This window comes from Diaphorobacter caeni, assembly GCF_015354245.1.
Lineage (GTDB): Bacteria > Pseudomonadota > Gammaproteobacteria > Burkholderiales > Burkholderiaceae_C > Diaphorobacter_A > Diaphorobacter_A caeni.
The window spans coordinates 415,499-429,654 of record NZ_JADKYZ010000001.1 but is presented as its reverse complement, the minus strand read 5'-3'; the positions used below and the strand labels follow the sequence as shown (position 1 = coordinate 429,654).

Annotated in this window: 11 protein-coding genes; 6 read left to right on the top strand and 5 right to left on the bottom strand. The window is 65.6% G+C overall.

Annotated elements, in window-relative coordinates:
• Positions 1-4: 4 nt before the first annotated feature.
• Both ISG32_RS01930 and ISG32_RS01925 read right to left on the bottom strand, forming a co-directional pair.
• Complete coding sequence (locus ISG32_RS01930) at positions 5-946, bottom strand: universal stress protein (RefSeq protein ID WP_194769323.1); 942 nt, start codon at positions 944-946, stop codon at positions 5-7.
• 607 nt (positions 947-1,553) lie between these two features.
• Complete coding sequence (locus ISG32_RS01925) at positions 1,554-2,213, bottom strand: c-type cytochrome (RefSeq protein WP_194769322.1); 660 nt, start codon at positions 2,211-2,213, stop codon at positions 1,554-1,556.
• A 126-nt stretch (positions 2,214-2,339) separates the two neighbouring features.
• Here ISG32_RS01925 and ISG32_RS01920 point away from each other — a divergent pair, with 126 nt between their 5' ends.
• From ISG32_RS01920 to ISG32_RS01895, 6 genes are all read left to right on the top strand, one after another.
• Complete coding sequence (locus tag ISG32_RS01920; protein WP_194769321.1) at positions 2,340-3,194, top strand: AAA family ATPase; 855 nt, start codon at positions 2,340-2,342, stop codon at positions 3,192-3,194.
• A 13-nt stretch (positions 3,195-3,207) separates the two neighbouring features.
• Positions 3,208-3,426, top strand: coding sequence for a hypothetical protein (locus tag ISG32_RS01915; RefSeq protein ID WP_194769320.1), 219 nt, complete (start codon positions 3,208-3,210; stop codon positions 3,424-3,426).
• A 154-nt stretch (positions 3,427-3,580) separates the two neighbouring features.
• A complete protein-coding gene (locus tag ISG32_RS01910) occupies positions 3,581-4,768 on the top strand; it encodes a vWA domain-containing protein (RefSeq protein WP_194769319.1) in 1,188 nt (395 codons plus the stop codon).
• Positions 4,769-4,775: 7 nt separating this feature from the next.
• Complete coding sequence (locus ISG32_RS01905) at positions 4,776-6,695, top strand: BamA/TamA family outer membrane protein (protein ID WP_194769318.1); 1,920 nt, start codon at positions 4,776-4,778, stop codon at positions 6,693-6,695.
• Positions 6,696-6,697: 2 nt separating this feature from the next.
• A complete protein-coding gene (locus tag ISG32_RS01900) occupies positions 6,698-10,990 on the top strand; it encodes a translocation/assembly module TamB domain-containing protein (RefSeq protein WP_194769317.1) in 4,293 nt (1,430 codons plus the stop codon).
• Positions 10,991-11,114: 124 nt separating this feature from the next.
• Complete coding sequence (locus tag ISG32_RS01895; RefSeq protein ID WP_194769316.1) at positions 11,115-11,360, top strand: DUF1272 domain-containing protein; 246 nt, start codon at positions 11,115-11,117, stop codon at positions 11,358-11,360.
• A 19-nt stretch (positions 11,361-11,379) separates the two neighbouring features.
• Here ISG32_RS01895 and ISG32_RS01890 read toward each other — a convergent pair whose 3' ends face one another.
• The 3 genes from ISG32_RS01890 to ISG32_RS01880 form a co-directional block, all read right to left on the bottom strand.
• Positions 11,380-12,183, bottom strand: a complete 804-nt coding sequence (locus tag ISG32_RS01890) for an ABC transporter permease (protein WP_194769705.1) — start codon at positions 12,181-12,183, stop codon at positions 11,380-11,382.
• Between the two features lie 73 nt (positions 12,184-12,256).
• Positions 12,257-13,096 (bottom strand): ABC transporter permease, encoded by an 840-nt coding sequence (locus ISG32_RS01885; protein ID WP_194769315.1) that lies wholly within the window; start codon positions 13,094-13,096, stop codon positions 12,257-12,259.
• Positions 13,097-13,119: 23 nt separating this feature from the next.
• On the bottom strand, positions 13,120-13,977 hold the full coding sequence (locus ISG32_RS01880; RefSeq protein ID WP_194769314.1) for an ABC transporter ATP-binding protein: 858 nt from the start codon (positions 13,975-13,977) through the stop codon (positions 13,120-13,122).
• Positions 13,978-14,156: the final 179 nt, after the last annotated feature.

Sequence of the window (14,156 nt, the reverse complement as noted above, 5' to 3'; positions counted from 1 at the left end):
CCGCTCAGAACCGGAACTGCAGCCAGCCCTTGCGGCCGCTCAGCTCGATGGGGCGCGGGCGTTCGCGCTCCTGCGGCAACTGTCCGCAGACCAGCACGTCGCAGGACACCATCGTCGACAGGCGCGTGGCGCGCGTGCCGAGCGCCCAGTTGTCGATCCAGTGGTTGCGGGTGGCACCCACCACGATCAGGTCGGCCCCCGAACGCTGCTGCTGCACCATGATCTGACGGGTCACGTCGCGCGTGCCGTTCTGGCTGTCCACGCGGTTGCGGCGGGCGTCGTCGGCATCCTTGATGCGCAGACGGCGCTGCTCCGCCGTCTCGCGCTTGAGCTCGTCGCGCATCCGCTCGAGCACTTCGAACTCCTGCTCTTCCTTGACGCCGGATATGCCCGCATCGCGCGCCTGGAACAGATCGACCGCCGTGCTGCGCTGCAGACCTGCCGCGAAGTGCAGCACGTCACGCGCGCGCTGCGTGCCGTCAACGGCCACCAGCATGCGCGCATACGCGGAACTGGCCGAGCTGGTGGCACCTGCGGCATCCTCCAACGGACCGGGAGCCTGCTGAACGATGAGCACCGGGCACGGGCTGTGCCGCAGGCAGTGCGCGAGCGCCGCGCCACGCCAGGGCTTGCTCCATTGGCGATCATCGCGCCGGTCGAGCACCAGCAGGTCGGCTCCACTCGCCACGGCCATCGCGCGCTCGGCAAGGCCTTGATAGCCGTCGAACTCGCGCGCAACCACGTCGATACCGTGACGACGCGCCAGCTGGCGGGCACGCTGCTCCAGTCGCGCCTGCGGGCTCACGAAGCGCGGGTCCTGCTCGTCCGCTGCGTAGACGAGCCACAGCACCGCCTGGTGCTCTGCCGCCAACAGCGCGGCCCGGTCCAGCGCCTGTTCGGCCTGGGTCGAAAAATCGGTCAATGCAGCAATGGTCTGGATACGCATACTCGTCCCTCCTTCAGGAAATCGGCCTGCCCTGTCGAGCCTGTGCAGGCCTTTTTCCGGCAAACCCATGAAGACTGTCCGTACCGCAGGGGCGATAGTCATCTCACCCACAGGTTCCGCGTCTTCATTGAATATGACTGTTCACCTCTGGCGACAGGAGTTGAATGAGGGGCAACCCTGAATGTGTGTTTCTTGACACACATAAAGACGCACCCCGGCCGATCACTCGGCGGCAACCCGTGCAGATGAACAGGGAAATGAAGAAGCCCGGCGGTCGAGCGAAAAGAAAGCGCCGGAAACCGTCGGGCTCAGAAATCTGAGGCCCGTGCCGCTGGTTTCAGAACACCCATCCTTTGCGATTCGCGCACGCGCCTGCGGCGGCTCGCAGACATTGGCTGCGGCGCACAGATCGTGGATGGAGGGAGGCGACGAATCATGCGGGCGATTCTAGGCAGTCGCGCGCCTGTGGGCAGGGTTGCATCCCGATACCGCACCAAAGCTTGCCAGAATGGCGCATGCAAACATTTGGCGGAAAGAGAAAGACAAAGAGAAAAGGCCCGCGATCTTCAGGATCTGCAGGCCTTTGTCGAATGGCAGTCGGAGTCGATCAGCGGAAGCGCGATTCCGGAATCGTCTGGAGTTCGCCCGGCAGCGAGCTGATGTAGCCAGCCAGCTCCTTGAGCTCGGCATTCGTGAACTGCTTGGCCATGCCCGCCATGATCGCGTTGGTGCGACCACCGATGGGGTTGGTCTCCGTCTTGTATGAGCGCAGCGCGGAGTACAGGTAGTCCTTGTGCTGACCGGCCAGCTTGGGGTAGGACGGGTCGATGGCCTTGGAGAAGTTGTCGCCGTGGCAGGACACGCAGGCGCCCTTCTGCAGCAGCTGCGCGACTTGGGCGCTCGGCTCGCGGGCCTTGTCCGGCACGGGCTGGGGGTTCTTGGTGTGGGTCGAGTAGAACGCTGCCACGTCGGCCATGTCCTGCTCGGAGAGCGAATCGGCGATGCCGCGCATGGTCGGATGCTTGCGCTCGCCCTTCTTGTAGTCAGTCAGCGCGTTGACGATGTACTTGGCGCTCTGGCCCGAAATCATCGGCACGCGGTACACCTCGGGGAACGTGGCCTGATAGCCGACGATGCCGTGGCAGCCGATGCACATGGCGATCTTGCCTTCACCGGCCTTCGCATCTCCCTTGATCTCCTGGGCTTGAACAAGGCCCGTCGCGCACGCGACAACCAAGCCGAATATCGTGGTAAGCGTTCTTTTCATTTTCCGCGCACAATCTATATTAAGTGAGTTGTCCCAGCCTCTTGCAGGCGCTCTACCTAAGGGTTTTGCGATTATAGCCAGCCCCTGTCAAGCATATTCATCAACGATTTCCCTCAATTACGGCCCATGAAATTCCAAGGTTCACAGAATTACGTCGCCACCCAGGATTTGAAACTCGCTGTGAATGCAGCAATGGCGCTGCAAAGGCCATTGCTCGTCAAGGGCGAACCCGGCACCGGCAAAACCATGCTCGCCGAGGAAGTCGCCAGCGAATTGAATCTCCCATTGTTGCAATGGCACATCAAATCCACGACCAAGGCCCAGCAGGGTTTATACGAATATGACGCGGTAAGCCGTTTGCGTGACAGCCAATTGGGCGACGCGGAAAGCAGCGAACGCGTCAAAGATATTCGCAATTACATTGTCCAGGGCGTTCTCTGGCAGGCATTCACTGCCGATCAGCCAGTGGCCTTGCTGATCGATGAAATCGACAAGGCGGATATCGAGTTTCCAAACGACCTGCTGCGCGAACTCGACCGCATGGAGTTCTACTGCTACGAGACGCGCGAGCTGATCAAGGCCAAGCACCGTCCGCTGGTGTTCATCACCTCGAACAACGAGAAGGAACTGCCCGACGCCTTCCTGCGCCGCTGCTTCTTCCACTACATCAAGTTCCCCGACGCGGACACCATGCGCCAGATCGTGCATGTGCACTTCCCCACGCTCAAGGCCGAGCTGCTCACGGTGGCGATGAAGACCTTCTACGACATCCGCAACCTGCCCGGTCTCAAGAAGAAGCCCTCGACCAGCGAGCTCATCGACTGGCTCAAGCTGCTGGTCGCCGAGGAGATTCCGATGGAAGCGCTGCAGAGCGCCGACAACAAGGTCAGCGTGCCCCCGCTGGTGGGCGCGCTGCTCAAGAACGAGCAGGACGTGAGCCTGTTCGAGAAGCTGGTGTTCATGAACCAGCGCAACCGCTGATGGCGGGCCAGGCATGAGCGACGCCAAACGCCTGCTCGCCGAAGGGGCGACGGACGCCGTGGGCTTTCTGGGCGGCGCGCTGCTCGGCTTCGGCATCGGCTACGTGATGGGGCTGGACATCTTCTCCCAGGGCTACGACACGCGCAGCATTCTCGCGATCGCGCTGGTGGGCTTGGGCGGCGGTGTCGGCCTGAATCTGGCGCGCCGCTGGCGCGGCTCCAGAGGCAAGTGACCGCAGGCAAGCCTGCCGTGCAATCTGCGGCAATGCCCTACGCCGGAACGGCGTTTTTCGATTTAACGTCCTACTGGGCCGGTGTGACGGCGGCGGGCCTTCTCGTGACGAAGGCAGCGCCCTCCTCACCACGCCCCAACCAAGAGAAGCCAGTATGTTGATCGACTTCTTCTACACCCTGCGCGCGGGCAAGCTGCCCGTCTCGGTCAAGGAATACCTCACGCTGCTCGAAGCGCTGGAGGCCGGCGTCGTCGGACCCAAGTCCGAGGACGGCTGGGCGCTGGACGATTTCTACCACCTCTCGCGCACCATCCTCGTCAAGGACGAAAAGCACTTCGACAAGTTCGACCGCGCGTTCTCCGCCTACTTCAAGGGCGTGGAGATGATCGCCGATCTGACCAAGGAGCTGCCGCTCGAATGGCTGCGCAAGACGCTGGAGCGCGAGCTCTCGCCCGAGCAGATGGCGGCCATCGAGAAGATGGGCTGGGACGAGCTCATGGAGACGCTCAAGAAGCGCCTCGAAGAGCAGAAGGAACGCCACGAGGGCGGCAACAAGTGGATCGGCACCAACGGCACCAGCCCCTTCGGCCACGGCGGCTACAACCCGCAGGGCATACGCATCGGCGGCCCTGGCAAGAACAAGAGCGCGGTGAAGGTCTGGGAGCAGCGCGCCTACAAGGACTACGACGACACGCAGGAGCTGGGCACGCGCAACATCAAGGTGGCGCTGCGACGCTTGCGCAAGTTCGCGCGCGAGGGCAACGAGCTCGAGCTCGACCTGCCTGACACCATCCACAGCACGGCGGCGAACGCGGGCTTCCTCGACATCAAGATGATCCCCGAGCGCCACAACAACGTGAAGGTGCTGCTGCTCATGGACGTGGGCGGCACGATGGACGAGCACATCAAGCGCGTGGAAGAACTTTTTTCGGCCGTGAAGACCGAATTCAAGCATCTGGAGTTCTATTACTTCCACAATTGCGTCTACGACTTCATGTGGAAGAACAACCGCCGCCGCTTCGCCGAGAAATATCCCACCTGGGACATCATCCGCAAGTACAACAAGGACTACAAACTGATCTTCGTCGGCGATGCGACCATGAGCCCCTACGAGATTCTGCAACCCGGCGGCAGCGTGGAATACAACAACGAGGAACCCGGCGCCGAGTGGTTGCAGCGGCTTACACATGCGTTTCCCAAATTCGCGTGGATCAATCCCGAGCCCCAAGGCGTGTGGGAATATCGCCAAAGCATCAGCATCATTCAGCAACTGATGGGCCATCGCATGTATCCGCTGTCCTTGAAGGGACTGGAGGAGGCCATGCGGTTGCTCTCCAAATAATTCATCGATGGTTTCAGCACAGCAGCCAGCCCCGCGCGCCACAAGCGCCGCACTCCTGATCTCCACGGCTCTCATCCTGAGCGGCTGCAGCATGTTTTCCAAGAAAGACGACGGCAGCGGCGATCCCGCCGTGGCTGTCCAGACCGGCAAGCCCGCCTTCACCCTTGAGGTGCAGGCGCCCGAGGAAGTGCACGAGCTGCTTGAAAAGCACCTCGAGCTCAAGCGCTTCCAGTACCAGCCCGACCTGCAGCGCCGCGAGCTCACGCGGCTGCTCGGTGCCACCGACGCCAACGTGCGCGACCTGCTCGGCACGCTCGGCTACTTCAGCCCCACGGTGACCGTCGAGGTCAAGGAAACGCCGGACGCCAAGGAAGCGCCGCGTCAGGTCACGGTGAATGTCGAGCCCGGCCCCGAGACCCTCATCAAGCAGAGCGAAGTCCGCTTCAGCGGCGTGAGCGCGGACGCGCCCGACGGCCTTGCCCAGCGCGAAGCCATCCAGCGCGGCTGGCCGCTCAAGACCGGCGAGCGCTTCACGCAATCGGCATGGAGCGGTGCCAAGAGCGGTGGCCTCAAGGAACTGCAGGCCAGACGCTACCCCACCGCACGCATCGACACCAGCCTTGCCGACGTGGACGCCGACACCAATGAAGCCAAGGTCAGCGTCACCTACGACCCCGGCGCGGCCTACACCTTCGGCCCGCTGGTCATCGACGGCACCGAGCGCTACGACGCGGTCGGTCTCGCGCGCATCGCGCGCCTGCCCGAGGGACAGGTCTACGACCAAAGCGTGATGCTGGACACGCAGCAGCGCCTCGTTTCCAGCGGCTACTTCGACTCGGTGTTCCTCACGCTCGCCGACACGCCGCAGGCCGCACCCGGCGATTCCGAGCAGAAGGTCGATGACGCCCGCGCCGCCCAGGGCTCCGAAGTCACCTCGCCGGTCACCGCCAAGGTACGCGAGGCCAAGCTGCAGAAATGGGTGTTCGGCGTCGGCATCAGCACCGACACCGGCCCGCGACTGTCCGTCGACCACATCCACAACCGGGTGCCCGGCCTCGGCTGGCGCGCGGTCAGCAAGATCCAGCTCGATCGCAAGAACCCGCTGATCTCCACCCAGCTCACCGCCCTGCCCGGCGAGGACTACTGGCGCAACTTCGTCGGCGCCAAGTTCGAGCGCGAGCCGGTGGGCGACTTCGACGTCAACAGCGCCCAGCTGCGCGCCGGCCGCACCAAGTCCGAAGAGCACATCGACCGCACCTACTACCTGCAGTACGACTGGGCCAAGACCCAGGGCGCGGGCGCGCCTCCGGCCAGCTCCTCGCTGCTGGCCAACTACGGCTGGACCGGCCGCTATTTCGACAACGTGCTCTCCCCGCGCTCGGGCTACGGCTTCGCGTGGGAGGCGGGTCTCGGCACCACGCTCACGCCGCAGCGCACACCGTTCACGCGCCTCACCGGCCGCTGGCTCACGCTCATGGCGATCGGCAAGCTCGACGAGGAAACCCAGCGCCGCAGCCGCCTGCAGCTGCGCGCCTGGGGTGGAGCGATCACCGCGAAGAAGGACGCCGATCTGCCCATGACGCTGATGTTCCTCGCCGGTGGCGACAACTCGATCCGCGGCTACGGCTACCAGTCCATCGGCGCCAAGACCAACAACGGCAAGGTCATCGGCGGACGCTACCTCGCGGCGGGCAGCGTCGAATGGCAGCGCCCCATCTCGATCCGCGGCAACACGCAGGACTTCGAGCAGGCCGTCTTCGTCGACGCCGGCGCGGTGGGCGATGACGCCAACAAACTCTATGCACGCGTCGGTGTCGGCACCGGCATCCGCTGGCGCAGCCCCGTCGGCCCCCTGCAGGCGGACATCGCCTACGGTCTGCAGGAGCAACAGCTGCGCCTGCACCTGCGTCTCGGCTTCACGTTCTGATCATGGTGGAATCTGCTTTGAACGATTCGGCGACATCGCCCGGATCCAATCCCTCTTCTTCCGCGCAAACGTCGCCGCGCGGGCCGCGCTCGCCTCGACCCGGCCGCAGCTGGCTGCGCGGCATCGGCTGGTTGCTGCGCGGCATCGGCTGGTTGCTGCTCGCCGTGCTGCTGGTGATCGTCACCGCACTGAGCACCGTCTGGTGGTGGAGCGGCCGCGACGACTCGCTCGCCAACACGCTGCAGCGCGTCGCCCGTTTTCTCCCCGAAGGCCAGACGCTCGAAGCCCGCGAGGTCACCGGCTCGGTGCGCGGCGGCGGCAAGATCGGCGCGCTGCAGTGGCGCAGCCCCACCATGTCGGTGCAGCTGAAGAACGCGCAGATTGGCTGGAGCCTGCAGCCCCTGCTCTCGCGCACGCTCAAGCTTGGCGAGATGCACATCGAGGAACTGCGCCTGAAAAGCACGCCCGACCTCGATGCGCCGAAAGAGCCCTCGCAGCCGCTTGAACAGCTCACGCTGCCGATCAAGATCGACCTGCCCTTTCAGATCGACCACATCATCTGGGAAGGCCCGCCCGAGACCACCATCCAGAACCTGAACGGCCACTACGCCTATGACGGCACGGCCCATCAGCTCGCGGTGAACAAGGTGAACTATGCCGACGGCAGCTACGAAGCCAAGCTCACGCTGCAAGGCGCAAGTCCGATGCAGCTCGAAGCGCAGCTCAAGGGCGACCTGCAGGTGCCCAACCCGATGGCCAAGGACGACTCGACCATCGCCGTGACCGCAAGCGTCGACGCCAACGGCACGCTCGCCACCGAGGCCGCGCAGATCGAAGTGAAGGCGCTCGCCAGCGCAGCGCCGCAGTCCAGCGCCGATCGCGACGCGAAGAAGAACTCCACCGAGCCCATGCACGCCGACGTGCAGGCCAGCATCCGGCCATGGCAGTCCATGCCGCTGCATTCCGCGCTCGCCTCGCTCAAGAACGTCGACGTCGCCGCCTTCTGGGCGGAGGGCCCGCGCACGCTGCTGAGCGGCGACCTCAAGGCAGGCCCGGTCGCAAGCGACGGCACGTCCACATCCACGTCCACATCCACGTCCACATCAACGTCCACTTCTACGGCCACCACGACCACCCCGCCCGCCACCGGCGAGCAGTGGCAACTGCAGGCCCGCTTCGACAACACCATGCGCGGTCCGTGGGACAAGAAGCGTCTGCCGCTCGATGCCATCGATGCCGACGTGCTCTACACCGGCACGCAGTGGCAGATCAAACAGGCGCACATCGATGTCGCCAAGGGCCGGATCGCGGCCGATGGCTACTTCGAGCCCGAGACCAAGGTCTTCGAAGGCAACGCCAAGGTCGAACAGCTCAACCCTGCCGATCTCTACAGCACGCTCGAAGCCGCACCGCTGCAGGGCACCTTGAGCGCCAAGGCCGATGCCGCGCAGAAGGTGGCCTTCGCCGCCGACCTCAAGGCCGCCGGCCCCGCACCGCGCGCGGGCAGCAAGGCCCTGCGCATCCAGACGCTGGCGGCCCAGGGTGAATGGCTGCAGCCGGTGCTCACGCTGTCCAGCGTGAAGATCGAAGCGCTGCAGGCAAGCGTCAACGCCAGCGCCGTGAAATACGACGTCGAGCAGCAGGACGGACAGGCTCAGCTCAAGGCCGACGTGCCCGGCGCCACGCTGCAGGTTGACGGCCAGATGAGCCCCAAGAGCGGCAAGGGCAAGGCACATCTGCAACTCGGCTCCGCGCAGACGCTCGTCGCCTGGGCCAACACGCTGCCCGGCGTGAAGGACCCGCTTGGCGGCGCCAGGCTCGATGGCAAGGCGCAGCTGCAGCTCGACTGGAATGGCGGCTGGGGCAACCTGCTCAAACGCCTGCAGACCGCCACCGGCCAGCCCCTGCCCGACAGCGGCCTGCAGCTCAAGGCCGATCTGCACGGCGAACAATGGCGCTTCCTGCCAGCGGCCACGGCGGCCGATCAGGCCATCGTGGTGCCCAAACTCGCGCTCACCTTGCAGGGCAGCCCCGAAAAGGCCGACATCACGCTGCAGACCTCCGCCCAGCGTGCCGCGCAGGGCGTGCAGCTCGACACCGCACTGCAGGCCGGTCTCGCCACCGAGCGCGGCGCGGCGGCGCTGGACTGGAACGCCAGCCTCCAGCGTCTGCAGGCCGAACTCGACCCCGGCAAGGACAAGCCCGGCCCGTGGAACGTGAAGCTGCAATCGAACACGCCCGTGCGCATCGCCCAGCAGACCGGCAGCACGCGCGGCAACAAGGTCGTGCTCTCCACCGGCTACACGGCAACGGCGGGCGGCCTGCTGATCACGCCGCCCACGCTCAAGCAGCGCCGCGCCAATGCCGAGCCGCTCGCGCCCGTCACGCTCGCATGGGACGACACCAGCGCCACCAAGGGAGGCGACGGCAACTGGTCGTTGCGCAGCGCGGGGCGCCTTCAAGGCATTCCAATCGCGTGGGTCGATGCACTCAACATGGGAGAAGGCGAGCCGCCGCTCGAGGCCGCTGGCCTGAGCGGCGATCTGAGCTTCAACGGTCGATGGGACGTCGACACCACGGGCCCCGAGCTCAAGGCGCTGGTGACCGTCGAACGCGCTGCGGGCGACCTGCGCCTGGCCGTGGACGACGGCGGCAACGGCACGACCGTGATCCGCACCAGTGGCCCGAGCGCGGGCAGCAAGACCACCACCCGCAAGGTCACCGGCGCGGGCATGCGCGCGCGCATCAAGGACGCGCGGCTTGACGTGCGCGCCCAAGGCAGCCAGGTCAACGCCAAGCTGCTGTGGGACAGCGAGCGCGCAGGCCAGATGACCGCCGACCTCAACACCCAGCTCACGCACGCCGACGGCCAATGGACGCTCGCCGAAAAGGCGCCGCTGTCCGGCAAGGTCCACGCGGCTCTGCCCGACATCGGCATCTGGGCACTCTTCGCACCGCCCGGCTGGCGCGTGCGCGGCACGCTGCAGGCCGACGCCACCATCAGCGGAGACCGCTCCGATCCACAATGGCAGGGCACCATCAACGCGGATGATTTGAGCGTGCTGTCAGTGCTCGACGGCATCGACCTGCAGCAGGGCGTGCTGCGCGCCAAGCTGCAGGGCACGCGCCTCGACATCACCGAGCTGCGCATCAAGGGCGGCAAGGGCAGCAGCGCGCGCATCCTCGGCTACAGCGGCAACCTCACCAACGCGCCCGCCGACGGAGGCGAGCTCACCGGCAGCGGCTTCGCGCACTGGATCGCGCCGGCCAGCGCAGGCCAGAGCGGCAACCTCGTGATGGACCTGCAGGCCAAGGCCACCCGCCTGCAGGTGCTGGTGCGCGCGGACCGTCAGGTCAGCATCTCGGGCACGCTCGCGGCCAAGCTCGACAACGGCCAGTTCACGCTGCGCGGCGACCTCAAGACCGACCGCGCCACGATCATTCTTCCGGAAGAGTCGGCCCCCTCGCTCGACAACGACGTGGTGGTGCACACCGCCGCATTGCGCAAGGCCGCAGAGGAAGAGGCGCGCAAACAGAAGATCGCCACCGACAAGGCCAACGCCAAGGCAGAGACCCGCAAGGTGCCCGACATCCTCGTCAAGCTCAACCTTGGTGAGGACTTCGCGCTGCAGGGTTTCGGCATCACCACGCGGCTGCAGGGCGAGCTCGAGGTCAAGGGCGCAACCGTCGCCGGAGGCCCGCCGCGCATCACCGGCGAGATCCACACCGAGCAGGGCCGCTACCGCGCATGGGGTCAGTCGCTCGACGTGGAGACCGGCCTGATCCGCTTCAACGGTCCCTACAACAACCCCTCGCTCGACATCCTCGCGATCCGGCCCAACATCACGCAGCGCGCAGGCGTGCAGGTGCTCGGCTCGGCCATGGCACCGCGCGTGAGCCTGTACGCCGACCCCGATCTGCCCGATGCGGAAAAGCTCTCCTGGGTCGTCATGGGCCGCGACCCCGCGCAGGGCGGAGCCAGCAGCGCGGTCCTCCAGCAGGCGGCGCTCGCTCTGCTTGCAGGCGGCAACACCGGCAGCGGCAGGATCGCCAGCAACCTTGGCCTCGACGAAGTCGGCTTCAAGGGACCGACCGAGGGCACGGACGCGTCCGAAGCGGCACTCACCATGGGCAAGCGGCTCTCCGAAAAGCTCTACGTCACCTACGAGCAAAGCCTCTCCGGCGCGATGGGCACCATCTACATCTTCTACGACCTCGCCCGCAACCTGACCGTGCGCGGCCAGACCGGCATGACCAGCGCCGTCGACCTGATCTACACGATCAAAAAAGACTGAGCGCCCGCCCCCCGCTCTCGCATTGCGCTGCAATGCGGGCGGGAGGACGCGACCCGTGCGTAGCGCCACGGACAACCGGGATGCGGAGATTTGAGCAAGAATGGGCGCATACAAGGAGTCCACCATGCTTGAACTGCGCCCCGGCTGCGAATGCTGCGACAAGGACCTGCCACCCGACTCGCCCGACGCCCGCATCTGTTCGTTCGAATGCACCTTCTGCAGTGGCTGCGCGGACGGCGTGCTCCAAGGCAAATGCCCGAACTGCGGCGGTGAGCTGGTCGCCAGACCACGCCGCCCGGCGGAAAAACTCGCGAAATTTCCGGCTTCGACGAAGCGGGTTTTCAAGCAGCAGGGCTGCGAACGCGGATGAGCGCCACTGGCCCTGCGCGTCAACTCCCCGTCGACGCGTAGTGCCGCAGGCCGAATCGCCACACCCACAGCGAGACCGCGAGAAACGCGAAGCCTGCCAGCGGCGAGACGATGCCGACCCAGTCCGGCGCGCCCAGCGGATCGGCCTTGCCAAGAATCGTCAGCATCGGGTAGTACGCCACGGCGGCGAGCGGCACGGCGAAGGTCAGCACGCTGCGGAACCAGCGCGCGTAGATCGCGAGCGGGTACTGCGCGGCTTCGACACCGCCGTAGGTGAGCACATTGGCCACCTCGAGACTTTGCACGGTCCAGAACGACAGCGTGCCTTGGAGCACCAGAATTCCGAGGAACAGCGCAATGCCGCCCGCCAAAGCGAACAGCGCGACCGCGATGTGGGCCGGTGTCCAGGCGATGCCCATCTGGGCCGTCGCAAATCCAATCACCGCCAGTCCCTGCAAAAAACGCCCGAGCCGACTGATGCGCACGTCGTGTCCCATGAGCTGCACCGCCACGGAGCGCGGCCGCAGCAACAATCGGTCGAGCGCGCCCGTGCGCAGAAACTCGGTGCCCAGCACATCGAAGCCGCGTCCCAGCATGTCGGCCAGCGCAAACATGCAGTTGACCATCCCATAGAACAGCGCCACTTCGCCGATGCGCCAGCCCTGCACGTCACCAAAGCGATGGAACAGCGCCCAGACCGCCACCACCTCGATTCCGGTGACGAGGAACTGACCGAACGTCAGCATGATGGCGGATGCAGGATAGCGCGCCTGCCCGCTGATCGACGCACCCGCCAGACGCATGAACAACCGCAGCGATCCCATGGACCGGCTGGTGGTGCCGTCGGTGCTGCCGTCGGTGCGGGCTCTGCGGTGCGTCGATCCGTGCTTCATCGCGTTACCCGCCCTGCACTTCAAGGCGCCGCATCGTGCGCGCAAGCACCACCCGGCCCAGCAGCACCAGCAGCGCGATCCACAGCGCCTGCAGGGCAAGCCCCGCAAGCACATCCACGCCAGCCATCTGGCCGAAGTAGATGCGCGCAGGAATGTCGATCACTCCCGCCAGTGGCTGGATCAGCAGAAACGTCTGCCATGCGTCGGGCAGCAAGGTCAGCGGCAGCAGATTGCCCGACAGCACGATCACCACGGGCACGGCCAGGGTGTTGATGCCGCGTTCGTTGAGCGCGGACACCACCGCGATGTTGAGCAGCATGACCAGCGCCGCGGACAGCAGCAGCGCAAGCAACATTGAGAACGCGAATCCCGCCAGCGCAAGCACGCTGGCCGGCGGCTGCCAGCCCCATTGCCCGAGGCCCGCCAGCGGCAGCGCCACGGCCGCAAACGCGAGCATCAGCGCCAGGCGCGGCAGCACGCGCGCCGCGATCCAGCCGGTCGTACGCACGAACCACAGCACATAGGCATCGACCGGACGCAGCCGGTCGTACGCGATCGAGCCCGTGCGCACCGCCTGCGCGACCTCGGGATCGCCCATCCACGGAAGCAGCGCCAGCAAGCCCTGCGCCAGCCATGTATAGGTGATGGCATGCTGCAGCGACATGGGCGCTGCCGCCATTGCGCCGGCGCCGCCATAGAAGGCGGCAAGCACCATGATCTTGATGCCGCCCCACCAGCATTGCGTGGCAAAGCCCGCCCACGCCGCCGTGCGGTACTGCAGCATCTGCAGAAAGCGAGACGCGAACGCGGCCACGTAGGGACGGGCAAGATGCTTCCAGGTCATGTGCGCCGCGTGACTCATGGCGATCAGGCCTCCGCCGCGCCATGCATGGCGTAAAAGCGCGCGATCACGGCTTCGATGGTCAGGCCCCGGTCATCGGCATCGTCCGGCAAGCCATCATCCAGGCGACGTGCATCCTCCACCTGCGCACGCAGCGCATCCACGGCGCAATCCGCCAGCACCACTCCGTGGCCGATCACGATCACGCGCTCGGCCAGCGCCTCGATGTCGTGCATGTCGTGCGTGGTCAGCAACACCGTCGTGCCATGCTCGCGATTGGCGCGCAGCACGAACTCGCGCACGGCCAGTTTGGACGGCGCGTCGAGCCCGATCGTCGGCTCGTCAAGAAACAGAATCTCGGGCTCGTGCAGCAGGGCCGCCGCGATCTCCGCGCGCATGCGCTGCCCCAGCGACAACTGGCGCACCGGCTGATCCAGCAGCCTGTCCAGCTTCAGCAATGCCACCAGTTCATCGCGCGTGCGCGCAAATCGCTGCGGGTCCACACGATAGATGTCGCGCAGCAAATTGAAGCCATCGCCCACCGGCAGATCCCACCACAGCTGCGTGCGCTGCCCAAACACCACCCCGATGCGCGCCACATGCCGCTCGCGATCTTCAAACGGATCGCAGCCATCGATGCGCACGCTCCCACCATCGGGCCGCAGAATGCCCGAAAGAATCTTGATCGTGGTGGACTTGCCCGCCCCGTTGGGCCCAATGAAACCCAGCACCTCCCCCCGCTCCAGCGCAAACGACACCCCGTCGAGCGCCTGCACCGTGCGATAACGCGGACGCAGCATCGCCTTGAGCGCTCCCGTCACACCGGGGTCGCGTTCATGGATCCGATAAGACTTGCGCAACTGATCTACGACGATTTGAGGCATCAGGGCATTTTCGGCAAAAAGGCGCGGATTATGGCCCCAAGCTTCGGCCAAAGACAAGCCACGCGTAATCCATCACCGTCCAGCGGCTGCATGAAATCGCACCGATTCCGGCAAGCCCACCCGAACACCGTACAATCGCGGGTTCTGCCCATCTCTCCGTAGTTCAATGGATAGAACGG